The sequence below is a fragment of the Marinobacter changyiensis genome, assembly GCF_009193265.1.
Lineage (GTDB): Bacteria > Pseudomonadota > Gammaproteobacteria > Pseudomonadales > Oleiphilaceae > Marinobacter > Marinobacter changyiensis.
Genome location: NZ_VZZZ01000004.1, coordinates 400,075 through 425,196, shown reverse-complemented (window position 1 = coordinate 425,196; position 25,122 = coordinate 400,075). Strand labels below are relative to the sequence as shown.

The 25,122-nt window shown below is 59.4% G+C and carries 9 protein-coding genes; all 9 read right to left on the bottom strand.

The genetic code is table 11. From position 1 onward, the window contains the following. Positions 1-15: 15 nt before the first annotated feature. The 9 genes from F6Y09_RS13000 to F6Y09_RS12960 all read right to left on the bottom strand — a co-directional run bounded on the left by F6Y09_RS13000 (position 16) and on the right by F6Y09_RS12960 (position 25,121). Positions 16-1,914: a methanol/ethanol family PQQ-dependent dehydrogenase gene (locus tag F6Y09_RS13000; RefSeq protein WP_152207350.1), complete on the bottom strand. Its 1,899-nt coding sequence runs from the start codon at positions 1,912-1,914 to the stop codon at positions 16-18. A gap of 462 nt (positions 1,915-2,376) precedes the next feature. After that, on the bottom strand, positions 2,377-3,594 hold the full coding sequence (locus F6Y09_RS12995; RefSeq protein WP_152207349.1) for a hypothetical protein: 1,218 nt from the start codon (positions 3,592-3,594) through the stop codon (positions 2,377-2,379). Then, a complete protein-coding gene (locus F6Y09_RS12990) occupies positions 3,591-3,896 on the bottom strand; it encodes a hypothetical protein (protein ID WP_152207348.1) in 306 nt (101 codons plus the stop codon). Before F6Y09_RS12990 ends, F6Y09_RS12995 begins: the two co-directional genes overlap by 4 nt. After that, complete coding sequence (locus F6Y09_RS12985; RefSeq protein ID WP_152207347.1) at positions 3,897-4,616, bottom strand: sulfite exporter TauE/SafE family protein; 720 nt, start codon at positions 4,614-4,616, stop codon at positions 3,897-3,899. Positions 4,617-4,631: 15 nt separating this feature from the next. Then, complete coding sequence (locus tag F6Y09_RS12980) at positions 4,632-8,456, bottom strand: beta propeller repeat protein (protein WP_152207346.1); 3,825 nt, start codon at positions 8,454-8,456, stop codon at positions 4,632-4,634. Continuing rightward, positions 8,453-12,247, bottom strand: a complete 3,795-nt coding sequence (locus F6Y09_RS12975; RefSeq protein WP_152207345.1) for a hypothetical protein — start codon at positions 12,245-12,247, stop codon at positions 8,453-8,455. Before F6Y09_RS12975 ends, F6Y09_RS12980 begins: the two co-directional genes overlap by 4 nt. Before the next feature lie 8 nt (positions 12,248-12,255). Beyond that, complete coding sequence (locus F6Y09_RS12970) at positions 12,256-13,227, bottom strand: hypothetical protein (RefSeq protein ID WP_152207344.1); 972 nt, start codon at positions 13,225-13,227, stop codon at positions 12,256-12,258. Beyond that, positions 13,224-15,269 (bottom strand): hypothetical protein, encoded by a 2,046-nt coding sequence (locus F6Y09_RS12965; protein WP_152207343.1) that lies wholly within the window; start codon positions 15,267-15,269, stop codon positions 13,224-13,226. The genes F6Y09_RS12970 and F6Y09_RS12965 overlap by 4 nt, the downstream gene beginning before the upstream one ends. A gap of 39 nt (positions 15,270-15,308) precedes the next feature. Beyond that, on the bottom strand, positions 15,309-25,121 hold the full coding sequence (locus tag F6Y09_RS12960; RefSeq protein WP_152207342.1) for a DUF6603 domain-containing protein: 9,813 nt from the start codon (positions 25,119-25,121) through the stop codon (positions 15,309-15,311). Position 25,122: the final 1 nt, after the last annotated feature.

The window sequence follows — 25,122 nt, the reverse complement described above, 5'->3', positions numbered from 1 at the left end:
TTGCGGCCGCGATCGTTACTTCTGGCCGACCATCTGGCCTTCAAGCGCCGAGTCAGGCAATGCAAACACCGTCAGCACTCCGCCCAGTTGGGTGTAGTTTTGCAGATCCTTGTAACCACCCACAGCGCCGAGGCCTGCGGTCGGATCTTCCAGACCGGCAGCCATGCCGATACCGGCCCAGCCACCGATGCCTGACAAAACGCCGATGTACTGTTTGTCTTCGAAGCTCCAGGTGTTGACATTGCCGATGATGCCGGACGGCGTCTTGAAGCTGTACAGCAACTCACCGGTTTTGGCATCGATAGCCTTGAGATGGCCCTCAAGCGTGCCATAGAAGACCACATCGCCCGCCGTTGCCAAAGCACCGCTCCAGACCGAGAAGCGCTCCGGGATTGACCACTTGATTTCGGCGGTGGTTGCGTCCCAGGCGATAAAGGTGCCCATACGCTCACCTTCGATCTCCTTCACAGGGTTAGTGATGTCCCCCGGACCCGGATACATGGAAAGTGTCGCCCCGACGTATGGCTGCCCCGCCGTATAGGCGACCTCGTTCGGTTCATAATCCATGCATACATGGTTTGTAGGAACATAGAACAACCCGGTTTTTGGCGAGAATGCAGCGGGCTGCTGATCTTTCGAGCCCAATGCGGCCGGGCAGATCCCGGTCACGTTTTCCTCGACCTTGCCGGAAGTGCCATACTCTTCATTAAGCACCGGTCGACCGGTTTCCATGTCGATCTCGCTTGCCCAGTTGACCGCAGGATCATACTTGGCAACCTTCAGCAACTTGCCGGTCTCGCGGTTCTGGGTATAACCGAAACCGTTACGGTCAAAGTGCACGACAAGGGGGGTCATTTCGCCGTCGATTTCCTGGTCTACGAGGATTTTTTCATTGACACCGTCGTAATCCCACTCATCGTGGGGAGTCATCTGATAAGCCCATTTGGCCATACCGGTATCTGCATCACGGGCAAAAATGGTCATGGACCACTTGTTGTCGCCCGGGCGCTGGTCCGGATTCCAGGTTCCAGGGTTGCCGGTACCGTAATAGAGAAGGTTGAGATCTGGATCATAGGTAAACCAGCCCCACGTGGTGCCGCCGCCGATTTTCCACTGGTCGCCTTCCCAGCTTTTGAGGCTGGAATCCTTGCCCACTGGCTCGCCGGTTGCGACATCGATGGTCTTCTCCGGATCTATCAGCATCGTTTCATCGGGGCCGGTGCTGTAGGCCCGCCAGATCAGCTTGCCGTCGTTGATATCGTACGCGGAAGTGTAGCCACGGACGCCAAATTCACCCCCGGAGATACCGGTGATGATTTTATTGCCGATGACCAGCGGCGCGTTGGTGTTGGTCTCTGCTTTGGAGGGGTCACCGTTTATGGTTTGCCACAGCACTTCGCCACTCTCTGCATCCAGCGCGACCAGGGTGGTGTCAGCCTGCTGAAGGAAAATCTTGCCCTCGGCGTAAGCCAGGCCTCGGTTCACCGTGTCACAGCACATGACCGGGATGACCGACGGATCCTGGGTCGGGGAATATTTCCATTTGATCCCCTGGGTTTTCAGATCAATGGCAAATACATTGTTGGGGAAAGGGGTGTGAATATACATGGTGCCATCCAGCACGAGCGGTCCGCCTTCATGGCCGCGCAGGACGCCCGTGGAAAACGTCCACGTCGGCTGCAACTGCGCCACATTTTCGGCGTTGATCTGATCAAGTTTGCTGTATCTCTGGCCGGTGTAATTACCACCCCACATAACCCAGTTAGCGGGATCTGCTGCGAGTTCCATGAGATTTTCGCCGCCTATTTTCCCCGCGCTTTGTTTCGATTCCTCGGCGACGGATGCTGTGCCCGTGGCCAGGAAAACCGCCGTGGCCAAGGAGTAGCCTAAAGTTTTGCGAATTTTTCCGTTCATTTTCCTTCTCCTGTCTACCCTGTCTTTTGACAGGGACGATGAGTTACCCCACCTGAATTTTCTTGTTTTCCGAAGAGGAAGAAAGCCGGCATTTGCGACGATACTCTGCTCAATGGGGCGTCGCGTCAGCCTATTCCGGAGATACGGATTCGGCATCTGAGGCTGGATTTCTTTCCTTCATAATGCGCTCGGGAGGATTTTTTAATCTCTTCCCTTACCACTTGGTCCAGAACACGCTCCAAACCACACCGGTCACATGCCTGTGGCCGAAATAGAGAACATCAATAACAGTTAAGGCTGCTTGAGAGTATGCGTCAATATAAAAGGGTCAAAGTCAATGTAAAAAACCCCAAGTGCCCGCCTTGTCGCAACATGAGAGCCGTTCCCATTAAGCAGTTAGAGTGCGCCGGAGCTATTCGGGGAACCTGCGACCGGTTGCGGGCTTATTTGAATCCTCTTTCGCTATGGTTTGAAAACCAGAACCCGTGGCACGATGTTGGCCCTGCCGCCGCCACCCCTGAGTATGAATCCCGATGCTATCCAATAGGTTTTGCGCCGGGGGTCAGGTTTTATATCGACGTAGTCGCCCCAGGCCTGTGCCGTTGGCGGGTGAGTTGAAGCCGCACCCATTGTCATACTCCAGAGTCCTGCGGATGGATCGAGACACCCGACACTCAACGTGGGGTGTCGTCCCCCTGCTCCGCAAAATGCCACTATGCCTAAATCCCCCCTCTGGTTCGGACTGATGGCCGGATAGGCCCACGCCCGATCAGAGTTCCACAGATCCGGTTCATCAATTCGTTCATTGGTGACCTCATCGGCACGCACCACTCTGACGTAGGGATACGGATGCCCGGCGTCGGCAGAGGCTGTCCATGCAGCCCCAACAACGCCATCGCAGTGCCAGCACGCAGTTATCCTGTCGTCCAATCGGTTCATCCAGGCGCTGGTAGAGTCTGCGCTCGAAGCGTATGGGCCGTCGCTCCAGGGGGTGACTGGCACTGAAACCTGCGAGACCTCGCTCTCTGAGTCCGGCCAGCGGAACAGTTCAAGCGACGGGCTGCCGTAACTCAGGCTTGTGAAAATAGCGGTGTTGCCCATACCCCGCGCAAAACGCAATGACCCGAACTGGGTTGTTGACCAGGCTTTGCGTGTGAGTTGCTTGCGGGCTTTCAGTTGATCCAGAGGTAGCCTGAAAACCACCGCTCGTTGCCAGCGATCGGTGGTGGTTGAAAACACGTTGAATGAGAGGAGCAGGTGGGCCTCGGATTCGGCCAGATCCGGATAGTCCAGCCACACCTGAGTCCAGTTTTCCTCAATATCCTGGGGGCGTGTGTCCCACCAGGTCCAGGTGCCCGGCTTGCCCGATGAACTGACAGCTACGCGGATCAGGTTGCCATTGCCGTCTTTGGAAAACTGCAGTAACCAGATCCACAGGCGGCGCGATTTACAATAGTGCACAAGTTGATCGCAGCAGAAGCCAGCGCCCGCGGGGGGCAGCTCCGTGTAGGGGTCAATGAAGGCCCAGGTTTTGCCTCCTGTTGTTGAGCGTGAGCAGAACCAGTTTCCAGTCAGCATTACCCTTTGCCCAGAACTTGCAACGCTGGGTTCGGTGATGGTTCCGGCCTGGCTGCCAGTCGCGGCGAGGTCGAGCTCGAAACGGTCTACGATCGCTGTCATGATCCGCCCTCGCTATCCGGTGGCAGATCGTCGTCAATCTTTGCCTCAGGGGCCTTGGGTTCAGTCTGATGGCGGGCAGGCTGTGAGGGGTTTTCGTCAGAATCCTGTGCTCGGTTTCGGGAAGATTTTTCCGGTCCCGGCGCTTTCCGTCGTGGCGAGATATTGGACTCTTTTTCATCAAAATCAGGCTTGCAGGTGTCTTGTTCACCGGTGCGATCTTCTTTCCCATGTTGGCATTCCGGCGTTTGCACACTGGTATTATGGACCTGCCCTACGCTTCGCTCTTCCTTTTTGCCTGCCATTCAAGCCACCATCAAACGGGTCAGATACCCGCCCATTACGGTCCAGAACAACACGCTGTACCCCTTCTCCCCCACTTCACGATTGATCTTTCTTCCCAGCAAAGTGCAACCGGCCATAACCGGGACCAAAGCACCTGCCAGTAAAAAATGGCTCATGGTAATCAGACCCGACTGACTGAATACCAGAGCCTTGGTCAGGTCCCCAACCATCGAGACCAGTGAAGCCGCCCCGACAAAGTAGAAACGCTCCAGCTGAAGACTCCGGATAGCAACGCCTTTCAAGGGGCCGGAGGTACCAGAGAAACCAGAGGTGCTGCCGGAAAGGAAGGCCAGGAAAACAGCCCAGACCCTGCGAACAGGCCCTTGGGCAACAAAATCCCCGGCGAGGGTGAGTAGCAGCATGATTGCCACCGCGTAGCGAACCCAGGCCTCGGGCATGTGCAGCATCAGCGTGGCACCCAGGGCGCTCCCGACAATGACGGCAGCCGCTAATAACGCAGAAGCAGCCCACGGGAGTGTTTTTCTGTAAACGACCACTTTTGCGATGTTGTTACAGGCCAGAAGTAATGCCGCCACAGCAATTCCCTCCCGGGTGCCGATTGCCAGCATCAGGCCGGGAACGAGGATCAGTGATCCGCCAAGCCCAGCCGCTGCGGACAGCAAAAAGGACGCCGGGATAACCAGCGCCAGTAAAACGAGAGTTAATGCATCAAATTCCATGGTCAGCTTCCTCCTTCAGGGGAACAGTTGAGTTCCTGGCCTGCGCCAGACACTGATCAGGCGAGCTGCTGCGTGGGGCCAGTGTCGGACGAGCCGTTCAACCTGGTCCAGTGCACCGGCGGGCGCTGCCGAAAATTGATCCGCCGTTGACCCCGCGATCGCGACCAGCAGGACGCGGTGCCCGTTGGGCACCCCTGAAAGATCAATATTGATAGAAACAGCTCTTGGCATGCGCGCTGCCAGAGGCACCGAGACTCTGTGCAGAGGGGTGCCATCAGTGGCCAGCGGCACATTCCAGCCCGCCGGTGTTGGTTGCGCCGCGCCGCCCGTCAGGCTTCTGGCGAAGGGCACAAGGTTGGTGCAATCGGTTCCCAACAGCGTGTTCCGGGAGGCATCGGAGCGCCACAAAAGCACGACGAACGCGCCGTTGGCAGCCACTGGCCGGGTGTCACGGTGGTGAAGTAGAACATCCACGGTACTTCGCTCTCGATAAACCTGCCAGACATTAGCGGTATTTCGTCGGGGTACCACCGTCTCCATCAGATCAATTTCAGATCCGGGGAAGTTTGGTACAGCAGCGTTCTGCCAGGGAGCCCGATAGACGCCGGGGGAGCCAGTTTCATCCTGGGCCGCTGCCATCACGGCATTCCATAACGCCGCATCGACGCGCCGTGAACCCGCCGCCGGAAGCGCCAACAGACGGCGATGCCGTTCAACCAGGTCGCCAAACTGGTCATTCCATTGGCCGTCAGGGATGACACTGGGATAGATCCAGCGGAACGCCGTCTGGAATGTCCAAAGCTGGTAGCGGAGGTTGCCGTTCCATAGATTGGAGCCACGGAATGACGGCGGGTTGGTAACCGGGGCTTCCGGTCGAATACAAATGTCGGGGCTGGCAAAAAAGGGTTCCGCTGGCGCGGCCGGTCGACGCCTCGGGTTCTGCATCGGCGTCGGAAACATTCGGCGGTCGTCCAGGGCATGCACCCGCAGGTAGGTTCGGGTCGGTTCGGCTGTCGCCAGATTGACTTCCCACACTCCGCGTGATTGCAGTGCCGCCCGAAGCAGGCGCGGGGAACCCGCTGCACCGGCGGGATCGGTCCAGACGTTCAGGTCCTGAATAGTGGACTCCGGCAGACCATTTACAAACAGTTGCCAGGCGCTGTGGGCATTGCCGGCAATCCTGTTGGCGCGCCATACGGCGGAGGCCGTGCCCACGTAGACCGTGTTTACATTGGAGGGATCCACTACCACCGAGTAGGCCGGGTCAATAGGACTGTTGGGCGACGGAGGCACCGGGGGCAGAATCTGCCCAAGCCCGGTCAGTCGAAATCCTCCTGCTGCGCTGTCGTAGTAATAGCAGCTATCCTGTGCGGGAATGGGCGGAACTGCGGCGACAGCCGCCGTGGTGGGCGAGGCAGGCACCGCAGGGGTCCACTGGCTGGTCTGGCCGGTTCCTGCCAGATAGAAATCGCTGGTACCCGGAACCGGTTCAATATCGGTGAAAAACGTGGCCTGCGGCACGACCAATGGCGCTGCCGGGGCCACCATGCCCGGCGACAGCAGGGTCGTCGATGTCCAGCGTCCGGGATTGGCTGCACTCTCCTGGTACTGAACGACACCTTGATTGAACAGTGCGAGCAACGTTCTTTCATTCGCCCACTTCACCGTAACAATTGATCCGAGTCCGCCTGCAGGCACTCCAAAGGCTAAATTGGCGGCGGTGCTGGGCCCCCGTCCGCCCGGACGGGGATCTCTGGCCTGCACAAAGACACCGGCCGCCGTGATAGGCAGAACCCGCCAGGTATTGGGGTTGCTGGTGCCCAGGTTGTCTGTGATCCAGACTCGGTTGGTCCCCAGTGCAATTCGACCAAGGTTACCAGCCGCACGGGGTATAGCGTCGATTCCTGAATAGAAGTTACTGGCGGCGAACTCTGGGTCGCTCCCTGTCACGTTGTTCGGATTCGGGGGGATGCACGGCTGCACATAGCGAGAGGACGGATCACAGGCCCAGTCTGCTCTTGTGAACTGCCCCAGGACATAATGTGACTGCACCGGGTGGAAAACGACACCGCCGCCATCTCCCTGCATACTGGTTTTCATTTCCCAGACTGTGCTGCCCACCCTCACCTGTCGGCCATTATCCTGGCACCCCAGCATCGCAAAGTGACTGGAGGTCGGGTGATTCGCGCAGAACACGGATTCGATGGAGGCAAGTCCGACGTTCTTTGCAGCAAACGTATTACTTTGTCCGTTTCTCAGAGAAACGAAAACTCCGCCGTCGCATCCCACCCAGATCTGGCTGGAGCCGTCAGGATTACTGGCCTTGCGCAGGCTGTGGACATCGGGATGAACAGCATTACCTATGAGGCCTGGCTGGTTTGCACCATGGGTTGTTCCAGCAGGTTGATCAGAAACACCAGGCGAAGGAACCAGATTGTTTCCATTGACGTCGAAAGCCCAGATAGACGCATTCCAGTTTGCCAACCAGGTAAGAGAACCGCCGATGTAGATACGGTCGGTTCTGACGGGCGGCGGCCCGGCTGCTGTTGTTCGGGTCGTTACCACGATGGCCTGGTCGTAATCGCGCTGTCCCGGCCAGAGATTGGCCGTGGTGGGCACATTATTGAGTGAATTGGCGATGGGGCCAGCCGCACCGGGATTGGCAACCTGCCAGACGTGAGCGACGAGGGGTGCGTTGTTGACCAATGGGTTGGTATCCACCTCTCCCAACACATAGAGGGCATTGTTGTCGTCGTTCACCGCCAGACTCATCCGGCCGAGCAAACGACTGCCGGCAGGCACGGCCGGAGGCGGCTGAAAGTTCATCGTTACCCAGGCAAAGGTGTTGCCGTTATTATCGGAAAAGGCAACGCCTGTGTGCCTGAAGCAGACGAAGAGCCGGTTACCGACGTAGCAAAGGTCGGTAGGATCGGAGAACGAAATTGCAACGCCTCGTGCTGGCGGCACTGTCGGCGCGGGCGGAAACTGCAGTGCGGTCCAGGTGAACGCCAGATTGCCACCGACCATGGACCGGGTGCCCCGGAACAGACCACCGGATGTCGCTGCAATGACCTGATCCGTATCAGCGCCAACCGGAGAGCCGGGAACTCTCACCATGCGGGCGACCGAAACACCTTCCAGAACACCAATGCCGGTCGCCGCTTCCCAGGGGTCTGCGTTCAAGGCGGAGTTTGCCGGTCCCTGGGCCACGAGGATACCCATGCCGCGGGTGGGCACATGCCCGGTCGCACGTTGGCCGGCCCCGATTTCCCCCGTACCCACCATGACAAAATCAGCCGCCGCATTGGCTCCGAATGCCACCAGCAGACAGCCGGACGCAAAAGCGCTGGTGTTGCCACCCAGCCGCCTGGGCTCGTTGGCCCAGCCGCCAAGCGGCTCCCAGGTTGCACCGCCGTCTCCGGTGTACCAAACGCCGCCTTTAGCCGTCCCCGCGTAGGCCCGTTGACCATCGGGGCTGACAGCCAGATCGCGAACCCGTCCGGACACTCTGGGCCGACCGTCCGCCTGCCCCCGCCTGACAACCGATGGTCCGATGGGCACCCAACGGTTGGTGTTGTTGACAGGAAAGGCCATCGGTAAAGGCGCTGACAGCGGTGAAACACCGGGAGCCGGGCCTGGCTCGCCGAATTCACCGATGCCCTCCCGCGTCATCAATGCACGCAAGGACGCTGACAGTGCCTGGTGGTCTACAAACCCCGCGCTTTCTTCGAGAAAGGCTTCCCGGGCCGCTGAATTCTTTTGTTTTTTTGCTTTTCTATCCCGCCTGCGTTCCCAGGCTTTCTCCTCGGTAATGGGAGGGGTTGTGGATGCATCCGTCATGATTCATCCTCCTCGATTATCCGGATCCAACCCTCCTGGAATTCATGGGGCATTCGGGGCAGCAAGGCCGATTGACTCGCTGACACAATCGGATCATCTCGCCATGTCAGCGGTCCGGTGCGTCGGGTGAACTGTTGTTTCTCTCCCAGCAAGTTCACCTTCGGCAACCGGATTTCCTCCGGGTCCACCAGCACAGGCCCTACTCTCACGGAAGGAATAACACGCTTCAATCCTTGATTAATCCATGCGTCATTCAGCGCCAGAGCTTTTCTGGGCAATATGCCCGACGTCAGATGCACTCTGCCTGCCGGCAGCATCAGCAACGTCAACTGGCGGGCCTGTCCCGGCTGGATGTAGAGAGTGTCCTCGCTGAACAGATACGGATGGTCCAGCGGCTGAACGTCAGGGATGTGAACCTGGCCGAGCAAGCCCAGCTGGCCACGGCGGCGGCCCGAATCGCGGGCCAGAGCGGCGATGGATTTGTCAACCAGATGGAAGTGGTCGTAATCGTCATCGAGGAAATAACCTAACAGCGAATCGTCGCTTCTCTGCAGGTCGCCCAGTCGCACGGGAAAAGACTCATCCCGCAAGGCATCGAAGGCGGCTCGTCGGGCTTCAGCGGTTGCTTCAGAATCCACCCGTACGTCGTCCAGATCATCGGGAATATCCAGTCTCAACGTCGCCTTCACCACGGCAATCGGGCGACCAACCAGTCCGGCAACGGTCCCCGATCCAAGCGTACTGTAGGTGTCCACCGTCCAGAGTGTGGTATCGATCGCGCGGAGCAGCGCGGTCAATGAACTCTCGGTTTGAGGCAACTCGCCGTCGCGCTGCCGGACATCTGAGCGGATTACCCCGACCACCAGCTTGCCCAGAGGTGTCGCACTGGCTGGCAGCTCCGCCATCGGGCCAGCTCCCGGTGGCAAAGGGCGTCCGGGCGCGGGTTCCCAACGCACGGCATTGGTCAATTCATGGTGACTGATCTGGCCTAGAGGGTTGCCCTGAATGTCGAAGGCTTCCAGAGACTCATCAATGTGGTCGGGAAGAAGAAAACCCGCTACGGGGTTCACCGCCAGGTCCGGCTCTAATTGATTGACGAACGCTTCTGGCGCCACCGAAGGCTCGCCCTGGCAGGCGGGATCCACCAGCCGAAACAGCCAGCGCGCGCCACTCTGTATTCTTGCAGACATTTTTATGGAGGACGGGGCGTCAGCAATCTCCAATGGTGTGGTCGTGCGAATATTGTCGGTGGGAACATTCAACACCCGCCCGAATGCGTCTACCAACCGAAGCGCACTGAATGTCAGAGTGCCACCGAACAGGGGTAACGGATCAGCGACCACTTCCGGACGATCATCGGCTCCGGGGGTCGAGAAAAACCCACCACTATAATTAAGCCCCAAAAGCTGCTCACGGATGCCATCCAGAGAAGCCGAAGCAAGGTCCAGCGGTTCCAGAAAATCGGCCAGTGACTCCAGCGATCGCTGTTCCGAAGCCGTGAGTGAATCGCCGGTGGCTTCTCGTTCCTGTTCCGCCTTGATCCACCGCTCGATACCGGTATGAAGGGCGGTGCCAAGCCCCCGGCTGATGGGGCTGCGACCGATGATCTCGATCATCTGAACGTCAGCGGAATCTCCGCGGCGGATCAGTTCCAGGTCATCAAGCGCCCAGTCGCTCAGCCGGGTCGAACCTTCCAGTTCAACCCGCCACTCCAGCCACAGGGGGACCCATGGCTGTCGCCAGGCCGTAACCCCCAGGGGGCTGGGGGTGAAACCCTCGAGGTAGGAAGCCCGCGCCAATTCTGCTGCCGCCTGTTTCTTGATGGTGGTATCGAAAAATGCCACCGACCGCCAGCCTTCCTGTCCCGGTGCCTGGGGACTGACCCCACTCTCGGACAGAGTGTACTCCCCGCTGCCGTCGTAACGACCATCGCTGGAAAACAGCCTGAGCATTTCGCCTTCGATGCGATGCTGATATTGCGGCCGGTTTTCTGCCTTGTCAGCGGCTGCATTAGCCAGCCAGCGGCTGCAATAGGGATTGAGCACCATGGCCTCGCGCACGACCGTCAGAACCTCCGGTGGAACGGCACCCGACCCCAGTGTTGGCACCAGGTCGCGGGCTTTAACGACGCCCTTGATTCCTTTTACCGCTTCATTGGGATAGCGGCATCGCAAGCGGCCTTCGTCATCGTATAAACCATCAAAATGATGGCGCAAGCTTGGCCGGGCTCCCTTGATAGCGATTGAGGGCGGCTGAGGGATGAAAATTCTTGGCGCGGGACGTTCCACGGTGCGCCGGTCCTTGAGCGCACCTGTAACAACCTTTTCCTGAATATTCAGTTCGGACGCCTTGGGAGCAGCGCCCGGTTCCCTGAACACCACCTTGTCGCGCCACTTTGGCCGAGGGCTCAAGTTGTCGCCCTTACTCTGCCGTGCGAGCCTGGCCCTACCCTTGCGGCCTACCGTGGTGGCATTCACCGAAGCGGAGTCTTCAGCCCTGAGGTGATCGAACCTGGCTTGAGGCAGCGGTTTACCCGGTAAAGAACTGAACATGTCATCGTGTTCCCGCTCGGCGATATCCCGCAGGCCGTCCTGAGTGCCAACCCGATCAATCAGATCGCTGGTAAAGGCGGCAGCCAGCATTTCCGCTGCCCTTCTCTGAGAAAGGCTGGAACCCAGCGTTTCTGCGCCAAGACCGGTAACAAGATCATCCGTATCAAAACCCGCTGAAACAGCCAGCGACTCACTCCGGGGCCGCTCATCAACGCCGGGTAACGCGGTTTCAACAGGAACACCGGTAATCATCCCGTGAAATAGCGACAGGAACCTGGGTGGTTTCTGGGCAATCAGAACGTTGGCCGCCTTATCGACGGGTAAGGACATCTCCGGGGCAATATCAGCATACGTAAAAGATTCTTCCCTGCCGCGGGCGACGATTTTCGTGGGTGTCGATTCAGTCGGGTGTTTAAACTGGCCTTTGGAGAGTAAGCGCTCCAGCACCGCAAGATCGGGTTCGTTGCTGGGCGGCTCGGCTTCCGGATCAAGGTGCCAGCCAAGCTCTGCCATGACCTCTAGCAGGTCTGCCGTTCTGCTTACGCCTAAAGGATCCTTTTCGATGTCGGTATACCAGCCCGCCACCACATAGGTGGCGACGTTTCTCTCGAAGCCGTCCTTCGCCACTTTCTTCAGCTCTGGCAAGTCTTCCAGGGCATCGTGGAAGCCGAACCGCCCGGCACTTGCACTGTAGGACGCCGTCCATAATGGTGATCCACCAACAGTTCCGTCGAGTCGGTCGTAGGCAGGTTTGTCCTCACTGTCATTCGTTACCCCCCGATACAGATCCAGCGGCGTCAGTGACCCTTTCTTTGCATCCACCACCCACCCCCTGAGCATGGGCCGGGTGATCCCCACGGGAAACAGAGACCGAATCACAACCCAGCAGTCGGGCAACTCGGTCATCTCAAGTTCCCCACCCGATGACGATTCAGCGCCTCTGAGCAGCGCATCGGGTAGCGCCCAATGCAGGTGTATGCCGGGCTCAGGAAGGCTGCCTTCGGCAAAAGGCACAGGATCACCGGGCCCTCCGGTCACTGGCACCAGAGCTTCCGGGTTGGATTCATGAGCCACATACGCCTGAACGTCCACGGGCACCAGTATGCGTTTGTTTCTGCGCAGATTCGGGTCCCAGGTTGTCACAGAGCCCAGGTCGGTATCCGCCCTGACCAACCATGCCCAGCGCTCGTCGAAGACGGCCCTGGTGAGTGTTTTCTTTTTGAGCAAGTGTTTGAACATGTCGGGCCTCACAGCTTGAAGGTGGCATTCACCATCGATTCATACTCGATGGTGGCCCGGAACATGGCACTGATCGGCGGTACCTGGACTTCGCCAAATACCTGCCGCCACGGAAAGCGGATGAGCTGGAGCGCGTATTCCGCGCTGTCGAGGCCATCACTGGCACCGGTTTCAGGATGGGCTGCAAGGGCATCAGACAGACGGCGAATATCCACCACACCGGAGGAGCCAACCCGGAACGGCACGTCCACATCCTTACTGCCATCGCCAGCCAGGTACTCAAAGCTGCTTTTGTCACGGGGCCGCAAGCTGGCAGAGCGTTGATTGCCGTTGTCCTGGTGCATGAATCCGAACTGGATGCCCTGCCTTGGCTCCTCGATGTGAACGACCTTGGGGATGCCGTCGAACAGGCAAAGCAAAACCGCCGGGGCCAGACGTTCGAGACGCAGAAGCCGGATTCGACGAGGGTCATCCTCCGTAAACCGGGCATCATCGCCCTCTTCCGGATCCACATTGAACGCGCGGACATGGAGGCCCGGCCAACCGGAAACGGCAGCGGAACGTAATAGAAAACCGGTGAGGGGTCCGGGCTGACCCGTGAGCCGGGCGACACCCTTTCTTCGTCGGACATTACGTTCCTCGGTGTCCAGCTCTGCGCGAATTGCGGTGTATTGAGCATCGAGTTGTATTCGGTCATCACTGTTGACGGTGCCAACGCTGAGGGCACCCTGCACCAGAGCGTCACTCCAGCGCCGGTCCAGGTAAAACCAGCGAATGGATTCCTGCGGAAGCAGCTCACTGTCCGCGACCAAATTGGCAAAGGGTACGCCTTCCAGTAGCCGCAGCCGCACGAGCCAGTTTCTGAGCTCTGCCGGCATAGCGGTATTGTCGTCGTGCCTGAATTCCGTGAAGGGAGCTCGCGCTGCCTTTTCGAACTCAAGGCCAAGATGCTCCAGAACATCGATATTTTTGTTAATCATGATCCGTCCTCATCAGTGGAACCGGGACGTATTGAGTCACCCAGGATCACGTCCAGAGTGTCGTCCACAAGATCCACCCGGAGTCGATTTGTCACCGGAAATGCCGGACCCGTCAGGTTGTCGTTCAGCAATTTGTTTGAAAGCGCGTTGGACACGAGATCAATCCGTTGCCGGTCCAGATCGGATTCGAGGGCTTCCCGGACATCGATCCGCCCAAGGTCCGCTGCCACCAGGTCATCCCTTGGAATCTGGACATCCCGCAAACCATTGAAGACTTTGTTCAGATCTCCCGTAAAAAGCGCCGGCTCCAGTCCAAGCCCGCGCGCCAGCAGCACAGTCGCCTGACCATCGAATTCCAGTGGACGTCCGGGGGTGACGCGGGGGCGCGGATTGCCGAGGAACCGTTCCGGATTCCTGACGATGGCATCTGCCAAAAAGCGACCTGCCAGAGGGCCTATCTTGTGAAGGTCGATCTTTTCAAAGCCGATACCGAGCAGTTCCTCCCAGAAATTCCGGTTGCTGACCAAAAACGAGTGCAGTCGTGCCGCGTGATAATCCGTCTGACGCCAGCGCATCAGCGCGGCAATGATGGATGGTTGCGAGAGCGTCAGCAGCCGCCCGGTCTCGAAGGCGGTTGCCAGCGAGAGGTCTTCCCTGCCATCGGGAATGACCACTCTGAGCTGGTCCGAGCTATGGGCCAGCTTGAGCCGGTCAGCACCGGTATTTTTTGTGGGATGGGGAACCAGAGGGCCGCGGTACCAGGCCCGGACCCGGTCGCCTTCACGGGTCTGGTGTGCCAGACCGACATGGCCGCTCTCAACAACTTCCAGGGGAAGCCGCCCGCTTAGAGGCTTGGGATCCCCCACATCGCCCAGCAACCGGGAATCGAGGTTGGTCATCAGGGAACGGAAAGTGGTATCGCCGGTAGTGGTAAAACTCCAGTGCAAAAGCACCGGGAAGCGGTATTCCTTATCGAACGGCGTTGCCCCATAGTCATGGACAATGCGAAAAGACTCGGCCATCTGAAGGGCAACCTGAGCCGACGTATTCCTGGCCAGTGCAGCTGCCGACCATTGTCCGCTACCCGCGTAAGGCTTTGCCCCGGCGCCGGCTGCAGCACCGGACTGATACCGGGTGGTATGGGAGCCTTGGCTGCCCGCTGCCAACGGAACCGGATTTGTCAGCTCGCCCAGATCGGCAGGGTTGGTACCAGCACGCGCGGGACCAAGCGCCGTCTCCATAATCAGGTGGTCATCCTGCGCCGCCTGCGCCTGGACCAAAACAGTTTTGGCCAGGAACTCCGTAGCAAATGCCGGTGCCGGATCTGGCGATCGGGGCAGTAGCACATCGTACTGGCCTTCCAGGTTGATCAGGCACGCAAGGTATTTCACCGGCGCGTCATTGCCTTCCGCGTCCTTTCCCGGCAGCGGCAGACGGTTGCTGATCACCACCGCCAGGAACCCGTCGTCATCACCCATCATCAGTTCAGTGTCATGGATGTCGACTTCCCGGGCATGAACCAGCAGGTCAACGTCTCTCCTGGTGGGGAAAACCCGGTCAATCAATGATTTCTTTGCCACCAGGCAATTGCCCTTGGCAACCTCTTTCAATTCCTCCGGATCCTCCAGTTCCACATCCGCTGTTACACAGTTTTCCACGTCCACCGAGGTTTCCAGTTTTGCTTCTCCCTCGGCAATCAGCACCAGAGCAAACCAGGGCGTTTTAGCCGGCGCCCCGACAAGACGCCTTTCCCAAGGCAGCGTCCGGCGCTTGATCACAACCTGTGGTAAGCGGCTACCATAGCTTCCGAACGAGTTGGCTGGTGGGTAGGTGGACAGGATCTGATCCGGCGGCAGCAGATACCTGGGTGACCGTATACGCAGATGCACATTTTCCTGGTCCACGTGCAGATCATGTTCGTCCAGTTCCGTTTCCGGCGTTTGGGCCTCGAAATGCTGATCAGCTCTCAGCCGCCACAGGCCGGCCTCCAGCGGTGGCGGCAGTTTGGCGTAGAGCTTGAATTTACCTTCACCAACAGGCATGAGTTCCTATTCCTTCTGTCTGCATGACCAAATCCGGTTTTACGGCCCCTGTACCGGAATCCATTCGATGTCACAGCGCTCGCCCGATACCGCCCGCAAGCGCGACACCGTGTCTGTTAACCCTTTTTCGGCGACAAGCTCTGCAAGGGAATCTGCATCAGAAACCGCCGCAATCATGCCCGCGATCTCCCTGGCACCACCTTGAATAGCGCGCACTGAAACGCCGGAATTTCCGCCATTGGGGATCACATCGAACAAGAGAACGGATCTGGAACCGGCCTGAACCACCGTGGGTTCGACTGGATCACGTCGATGAGTCGCACCATACAACTCAATCTCCACATCGCTTGCCGCGCGCGCGCTGGCCCCTTTCAGAACAACACCAACACAAGTGATTTGAGCGGCGAATCGGGTTGAAACGGATGCGGCACCACGAGCAAGATCCTGCGCCAGGTGCCAGCCTACCCGGGGGCGACTGTTGGCGCCGTTGAGGGTGAGCACGCATCCAGCCCCCAGGGCCGAACGACCGGACAACCGGATCAGACGTGACTGATCGTGCCAACCTTCCACACGGAGTCCGGTAGCGCGACCGTCATCACCGCCACTGGCCTGCACCGCAATGAGTGCCGTGTGGACCGGCACGTCCAGTACCGTGTCTGTCACCGGCAAGTCGTGCAGCACGGCACCGTTACCAAGCAACATGACCACCCGGGCGGACCCGGAAATGCGCAGCCGAGGCCGGGTGACACCCGAGTCAATCGCGGCATCCGGGCATCGCAGGGTCACAAAATCCCCTGGACGAAGGCTCGATTGGGGTGCCTGTGGAGCAGGGCCGGAGGTGAGACCCCGGACAAAACCAGTTCCGGCGCCTGAGCCTACCCGCCCACCAAGGTAGGACCGCGAAAGACCTGGCACATTGGTGCGGGGCACCGAACCTCTGAGCACAACAGTATCGTCACCGATCCGTGAGGGCGCGTTGGTAAGGTTGAGCTTGATGGGTAAGCTCCGGCCCAGGCGTCCTCGCACCGATTCGGTTGAAGGTGCGGGCCTGCGTTTGATGCGCCCATCTGAAACCGAGGTGGTTGCAGCCCTTAGAGCAACGCCAGCGCCGCTGGCCATGAAACCGGTCACAAATGGCTTGTCGGGTTGACGGATGCCAACGGGGTTAGCGGTCGCCATCTGGCTCACAGCGGGACTCCCGGAGTTTTCCGCTTCCAGCCCATCCATCAAGGTGCCAAACAAAGGCGGTGCCGTTCTTGAGTTTTCATAGATGGCCTGAGCTTTTACGCTCCGTGAGCCGACGGCGAGCAGGCCATCGGGTGTGGCTCCCGCTGGCGCAGCGAACAGGTATTTCCTGGCCTCGTTGAACGCTTCGGGCACAGAGGCGGCAACGGGAGAAAGCCCCATGCCAACGGCGCGGTCGAGATTTGCCAGGCGGCTACTGCCGGTAGCGGACAAGGGCAGAGGCCGGCGGCCTGTCTCGACCCGGTAGTAATCGATTTCCGGGCCGGTCTGGCTGCTCATGTCGGCCGCAGCGACAAGTTTAAGCCTGCTACCCGCAAATATGACGTCGCCTTTTGGCAGCGGGCTTGAAGGCTGATCCGGGTCTTCAGGTGTTCCCCAGACACCGATCGGGAAGGCTTCCAGGCCATAGGTGGGGCCTTCCTCGGTGTCTTTTTCGTCAACCATCCCTTCGACCAGGGGGCGCAGGTCGGCGGTACGATCTACCCAGGGGCCTCCGGCATTCCTTTCAAGCCGGAGCTTCAGGGTGCCGGAGAGCCCGGACGCATTCATAGGGCTAAGGCCCATGGCAACGGGGGTTCCATCGGGCAGCCTCGGCGTTATGGTTTTGTCGACGGCCGGATCATCAAAATCAAATTTGGTCACCGGGGCCGTGGCAACAACCGAGACTTCAAATTCGGCAAAGACTTCAAATGGCTTTTCCCGACTGCCGTCGCTCGATGGTGCCGAGGTGTCGCCATTGGTCGAGGCGGGCAAGCTGCCCTTGCCGGCTGCGCCGGACAGTGTTCGCGCCCTGCCCGGTCCGGTTTCCTCCAGATACTTGGGTACAAAACCGTCCCAATCGACGAATATCCCACGAATCTCCCGGGAGCTTCCGAACCTGACCCTGATATCGCAAGGCCCGATTTCGATGGTCGCCTTGCCCCGGAAATCCGGCCCTTCCACTTCAATTCGGGCGCCCAGACTGATGCTGATCCGGATAGTGCCAAGAAAGGTTTTGATCCTGATACCTGCGGATATCCTTGCATAGGCATCCGCCATGAAATAGAAAGGGTCGAAATACACAATCGCATTGGCACCAAACGCGATTCGCGCCCAGGCGAATCCGAAATCCGCACTGACCTCGACTTCGACACCGGCCATCAGTGCCTCAGAAGTCAGCGCGAAGTAGGCCCCACCCTTAATGACAATCGAATTGGAGACGCGCCATTGGAGCCCGAGCCGCGCAACTATCGGATAACCGGCACGATGGAAGCTGGGATGATACCCGCCCAGTGTCAGAACAAACTGGCCGGCAATTGGCCCCAGCCACCAGGTCGCAAAGGCAAAACCCCCGGTCAGACGCACTTCCGGATAAAGCAGCCAGCTGTTGTCGGTAAGCTGTGCCTGTATTACGAAAAGCCCTTCCGACGACGAGAACCGAGCTAACAGCCCCAACTCGATCGAGACCAGAGCGGCCTGCGGTCTGGGGAGCGCCATTCTCGCCAGACCAAACAGATTCAGTTCCAGGCCATCGCCAATGGAAACCGAAAGCACCGCAATACCGTCCACCAATGAAAAACTGGTGAAGCTGATGCCCGCTGCAAACCAGAAATTTCCCGGCTCCGGCGGAAAGTAGGCCGCCAGTTGCCGCAATTCCTGCAGTGGGTCGCTTGACACGCTGGCTGCCGGGTCCAGTGCCTTGATAAAGGGGTAGTCACCAAACCGGGACAGATCGTCGGGTACGCGCAAGCCCCGCTTTATTCCGAGCCCTCCGCCGATCCCGGTAAGGAAAAATGCCGGTGGCCCGCCGATCGGACCCTGAATGGCGCCAAACACGAAGAATGACGGTAAGCCGTTGTCCTCGTTGTAGCCGCCGAACAGTGACAGTCCGTAGACACCGAACCGGCCCATCAGCATGCCAACATAGCCGATTTTTCCATCCAGGTTCGTTTTCAGAAGGCCACCGGCGATCGACAGGCCTGAGAAGTCTCCCGACACCCCGAGCCCCTGGAGGTCTACCGCCCAGTTATCCAGCTCAAACAGGTCCCCGCCCAGCCAGTGCAGCCCGAGTTCCTCTACTGAGGCAGTCAGACCAAACAAGGAAAGCCGAGCATCAAACAGCAGCGAAATGCCGGTGACGTTGCCATTCACCTCGGTTACGTCGAAGCCGAACTGCTCCAGGTAGAGCGGCCCGAGTTGTCTCTGAATGGCCAGCCACCATGGACCGGGCGGGTCGCCGGCGCGAAGAGAAATCCCCAGGTCCTGCCCCGGTACTTGCTGAATAGCCAGTGACGGGCTGAACGCCGGACGGGCGGAGGGCGACGCATCTTTGCCCGCATCACTCATGATGGTGTTGGCGACAGCGTTATCCCCGCCGGCTGCCGAGGGAACAATGGCAAGTCCGTCAAGCTGTACCCGGACGCCACCGCCCAAACCTGCGGGAACCGCTTCGCCGTAAACGTGGACCCCGATGGCATCAATGCTCATGATGCCCAGGTTCAGGAGCGGACCGGCATTCTTACCAACCCGGACACCAAGACCGGCAAGCGAAAAGCCTGCATTGAGCGCGAAGCTGGCGCCCACTTTTTCCACCAGAAATATCGACAATCCCGGCGCAATGCCCGGCGAGTTGATCCAGCTTGCCACCACTTCAATATCCACGGTGGGGTCGCTGCTGGTCAGTGCTATTCGCTCACCTTCCGGCAGGGAGAGGAAAATACCCGCCAGGTTGCCGTTGCGGGTAAATCCGATGTCGACCTTGTTGTCGATGGTGATCTTCAGGTTATTATCGGCCAGGTTGAAACCAAGCTGGAACACCCGCTTCAGCAGGGCCTCAGGATCTGAGAAGTCGTCAAACAAGGTTGGATCCAGGGTGGCGGACCCGCCGGTAAACAGAACATCCTGCAGTGCATCAACGGCATCCGTGCCTAATGTTCCCATGGCATCGAGCGTAACTCCGGCGGCCATGGATATGGCCTGGGAAAGAAGCGCCAGCCCCACTGAGGCGGGATCGGTGTTCTCGGTCTCTCCGGTCAGACTCGTCTCGACCAGGGCAATTCTCGGTGGGGTCTCGTTCAGCGCCCAGCGAAATTGCACGGATTGGACACCCACGCCATCGGTCACCAGACCAATACCCGCCATTCGCTGAAAGCCGGAACCGGAGATGCCCGCGTCCACACGGGCAACGGGACGCAGCATCAGGCCATTGCCGACGTCAAAGCCGGAGGCTGTATAGGACACCGACATCTGAACGCCTGATTCGCTTACTCGGACCCGGTCAAACCCGATGGTTCCGACGTTGGTAATCGACAGGGAGGCCGAGACTTCAATGGCGGGTCCTGCGCTGCTGGCATCCAGGATGAATTCCACCGGATCCGAGCTACCCAGGGCCAACCGGAAAATACCCGCCGCCACCGATGTTGCGTTGACAAGGGTGCCCGATGGGTCAAGAGCATTCGCCAGTTGACTGATGGCAGACCCCACCAGATTCGGCAGTCGGGCGAACAAAATGCTGGCCGGGTTAGCGGCGAACACCTGTATTCTGGCGTCAGCGAACTGGTCTGACTCAAGCAGGTCCAGGGCGCTGCCCAGCTCAAAAATCGCTGCGGCTACATCTTTTGTCAGCGACGGCGACGGATCGCTGCGCTCGGCGATCAGCGCGTTCAGGACCACCGGAATGGCCATACCCGCGCCGGTGGAAAGAAGAGAGCCCAGTCCCGGTCCGGACGGGTAGACAGGCATCGGCGCAGCGGGAGCCGCCCGAATCAGGTCAATGCGCACCTCCGGAGAAACCCTCAGTGACAGACCCTTGCCATCAAACGTTACGGACGTCGCCATCAATGGCGTGACGGCTCCAGACGTCATAATCGATAAACCACCCGCAACGGCAATGTTTACCGGCGTCGGCCCGAGCGAATGACTGGCGTCGATGGTGACACCAAGCTCGAGCCGGCCACCGTTGACACCGTAGGCGACACCGACTTCATCACTGACCTGGAACCCATCCCCTGAAAACCCTGGTATCAGTAATTGCCCCACGGCATTCAGGGTTTGCACAGACTGGCCAAAGGGGTCGAGTGCCCAATGCCGGGCACCGGACTTCAGCCAGCCCGCCGGGGCGAGGAACAGCGCCCATGGCAACAGGATTCGTCGGGTTGGAAGTTCAGAGGCTGGCGCCAGCAAACCGAGGCCGTCCAGCAAGGTTTCAATTTCCTGCCGGGCGTCTTCAGAGGCGTTGTCACGAAGGTAGTCAGCAAATCCGGCAACAAGGGTTGCGGGTATCAGAGCGGCGCCAAGCTTTGCGAGGTCTTCAGGCTGCGCTGGCGCGAGCAGGTCAATGGTTCTGGTTGCAGGAGCACCCGGCAGACGCCATTCAACCCCAAGACGTGCGGATGCGGACCCGGTCTGGGCACCTCCTGTTAACCGAAGCCCGCCTGCGTCTTCCAGAATTTGTCCAAGACCGGTTGATACCGATGCCGATGCCGCAGAGACCTCGACGGACAAAGAGATGGGCAACAAATCCGCAGCCGTATGGTCTACCTCCACACGGATGTGTCGGTTTGCCAGGTTGACGGTGATGGTGGCGGCATCGATGGTCCACGAGATTTCAGCACCGGTGCCGGAAAACCCGCCAAGCGCTCGTGCGGCACTGGCCATTGACCCGGCCGAACTGCCCAGTGCCGCAGACACTGCAGTGCCCGCGTCTACGATAAGCTCATCCAGACCCTCCGGGTTATAACCCCCGGCCTGAACCAGTCCGATATCGGCCAATAATTGGGTCAGTGAGGATGATGCCGACGACAGACGCGCCACCACTTCGGCCATGATCAGGTGGATCTCTGGCGTTGGCAGGGTGGAGCCCGCCAACTCCGCTCCGTTTTCAATCACCCACCGCTCCCTGCGAATACCGAAGCAGCTGGCCTCATGAAGCGTTATCCGGGCGCCCGAAACGCGAGCGCTGCCCTGAAGGGGCAAATACAGTCGGGCGGAAATCCAACGGACCTCAATATCATTTTGTTCCGCGCCCGGCCCGCCAATCAGCCAACCGTCATGAACGCCGAAATGCAGGTCCACAATGAGTTGGCGCTCTGTCTGTACCGCAAAGCCGTCACCGCTCGCTCCCCGGTCACAAGTGGCAAGCTCCAGAATCGCGCCAGCGCCAACCAACACACCGCCCAGGTCAGCGTCAAAGACCGGAAGGTCGACACCAAGGTGAAGCTTTCGGGGCGGGGTCTCAGGCGTTTCAAATTGTTGGTACCGGTATTCAATCGCGTCAGCCACCAATGCCGCCATACCGGACTCAAGGGTATCCACATCCAGCGCGCCAAACACGGCGTGGACGGGCATTCCCGCGCGACGGGTTTGCTCATCGGCTCGTGGCAGCTCACCCAGCTGTTCGGCTGAAAATCCTGCTGCGACAACGGCCCGGTCGATCACATACCCGAATTGCAGCGCTGGCCCTGACTCGCCGGCGATTTCCTCTTCTGCCAGGGTTTCCTCATTGAGGCGACGAATCAGATCTATCAGCCTGAGGGCGTCGCCACTCAGCCCCGAGCTCAATCCATTGAATGACACCGGACCCCAGGGCGCGCCAACCGTGATTACCTGTTCCACGGTCGTTAGGGTGCTGGCCGCCCTGAGTGCTGCTGCGCCCGCCGCTCCGAAGGCAACGACAGTAACGGCAACGGATCGGTCCTCAAGAACGGTGACCAGCCGTTGAGCTTGCTCCTCGACCGGAGCACGATCGGGTCTTGCCGCTGCGGCGGCCGCAGGGCTGGGGAGACAAACCGACCAGCGTCCCAGAGCTGAGGCGGGAAGAGCCGGGTTCCCGGCGGTGGTGCGGACGTCGAAACTGTGTGTTCCGAAACAATCAGCCCAGATATCTTCGCACCCCACATAGACCACCGAGTCCGGGGCAATACCAGCCGCCTCCTGGGGCAACAGATTCAGGACACCATAGGCCATCAACTCGCGATAACTGAGCCCGGTCAGGTCGACACCGATGACTCCGTCCGGCAGAGATGCAGGCCTGCCAAGCAGACCATCGGTGCCCGTCAACCGGTCCAGCAACGCCCGGAAACCATCAGCCAGGCTATCCCTGCCTGTCATCAAATCATCCAGATCCGGCAGCTCGGTTCCTGCGGATCTGAGGGCCGCGGCCATGGTTGCAGGCTCCGGAGGCTCGCTGTAATCGAAGTATCCGGCGGCGGGCTCATAGCGACCATGAGGGATGGCGCAACCGGGATCCAGCCATGCCGCCAGTCCCGGTGCCTGTGGCTCGGTGGCTATTGCTGCCCGGAATGGTCTCCGCTCATTGCCTGTACCCAGTGGGGCCCATTGCCTGAAGCCACTCAGGAGATAGCACAGCGGACTCATGGCGTGGCGTACATGGTCACAGTGAAGTACAAGATCCCCCATCCACGATTCCAGGGCGGATTTTGGATCAGCGAGCAATGCGGAAAGTGACAGACGTGCGCCATTACCCGGCCAGCCCATCAGGTCAAGGCCAACGTTGATTATGGGTGATTCCATACGCTGCAGCAGCGCCGCAATGGCCTGTTCAAGGGCCTCCCAGTCCGGCGCAAAGGTCACACTGCCATCGTTATGAAATTCCGGCAGCGGAACCGATACCGATATCGTCGTACTGCTGGAGTCCTGAGCGGCCTCAAGCTCAATGTGAAGTTCCGGTGCCTCCACCGCTGCGCTCATCCCCCCGGAGGCACTCCAGCCAACCGATACGCCCACCGAGCGGGCGATGAGGTCCATCGGCCCCAGATCCAGCCTGAGATCGTCCCCACCCGATTCCCGTAACCGCGTGCCGGCTTTAAAGCGACTGAAAAATTCAACCGCCGGACTACTGAAGTTCAGTTTAAGGAGGCGCGTTTCAACAAACACATCCGCGGTCTTTCCCTCAAAGACGCTCTGTTCTACCGCCGCCTGAAGGTCGAAGTGAAGCCAGTCATCATCCCGGGTGACAAGAATAGCTACCGGATCGAGATCGATTTGCCATGGATTCCCTGCTGTGCCATCACCTGAAATTTCAATCGAAGAACCTGTTATAAGCTCCTGTATTGCAGTCAAAACAACAGTCATTGATGTGGGCGATCCCAGCAAAGCGTTCCAGTAAGCGGAGGTCTTGCCAATCGGGTCGGTGATCAGATCTATGGCCGATGGGCCGCTGATACCGACTGGCGGATCAAGCCCTAAAAGCAAGGCAGAGATTTCCCCGGGCCGTCCCAGACTGTTCAGGGCGGCAACCAGAGCGCCATCAACCACGCCACCAGCGGCGTCCAGTGCCGCCTCAGGACTGGACAGGTCCAGCACCTCGTGACTCACCCCTCCCAACGTCACATCATGGGCCGTCAGGGCAAAAGCGGGCCTGCCATCGGACAGCACCAGGCCCACCTTGACCGAGCCCAGCCCGGGATCATCCGGGAGGAGCCCTGAACCCAGTCCTGCCTCCTGTCCAAAGACCGCTGAAAGGGAAAGGTTGGGCAAAGCCCTGACGGATGAAGTGAGGGTCTCCAGGATCAACAGATCAATCTGAGCCTTGGCCTCTGCTCCGGACCGCGGGCGCAATGCACCCTCCAGCCACGGCGTGATGATCAGGCCTCCACCCGAGGAGGACTCGACGCGCAGACCCACCGCCCCGGTTAGCTGGCCATCGCTGAACTCGATCCCGCTGCGAGTGGTATTGACCGTTCCGCCAACCAATGCGGACCATTGCCCGAGCCAGGCGTTCCGGGCGTCGGTATCTGCCAGGATGGATTCAAGCCAGTGTGTAACTGCCGGAATTCCCCTCGAAATCAGTTCTTCCAGAGGAAATGCCGGAATGTGGTTTACCGATCTGAGACCGGCTAAAGCCGTCAGGGCGGCGAACGGAGCTGTGGCGGTATCTGATGTATCCAGTGCTTCCGCCTGCGCCTGGATAAGGCCCGTCATGAACTCGAGGAATTCGCCGCCGAGTTCGTCGATTGAATCGACAGTGAGATCGAAGTCTTTCGGTACGCTGCTGCCAGGTAACTGGAGCCGCCGGAAACCAACACTGAACGTCAGGTCACCGGAAGCATCGGTTGGAACCTTAACCGCCAGACAGACGCCACCGATGAACAACTCGCCCGGGGTCGGTGTCTCGTTGGAGATGCCAACGTCCAGGGAGATGTCGATCCGGGCGTCTGCCCGACCAAGGACCAGCCAGTCAGGTTCCGTGCCGGTGGAATCCAGTGGGCCGGCGCCTTCGCGCGCAAACTGGAACACCGGCACGTGGGCACGAACCGCTACGGAGGGTGTTTCGCTCCCACTTTCGTATTCGATTCCGAAGCCCACTCGCGCGCCATCGCAGGCCTGTCGAACCACCACAAAAATGGTGGTGCCAGAATCCTTGAACAGGGGTACCCAGGTGGCATCACCCTCTGTGTCCCGGTCAGGGGAGCCCAGCACGTCGTCAACGAAGGCAATCAGGGCCTCACGTTGATCGTCCAGGTACATCATGGAGCTCAGGCCACGCTTGCTCCCGGTTGGGGTACCGAGCGGATCCTGAAACCACGGCCCCTGGAGCTCGCCATCGCGGGTCAATCCAACGGCTTCAGCCAGGGTCGAAAACACATCCAGATTCTGGCCTGCGCCCATG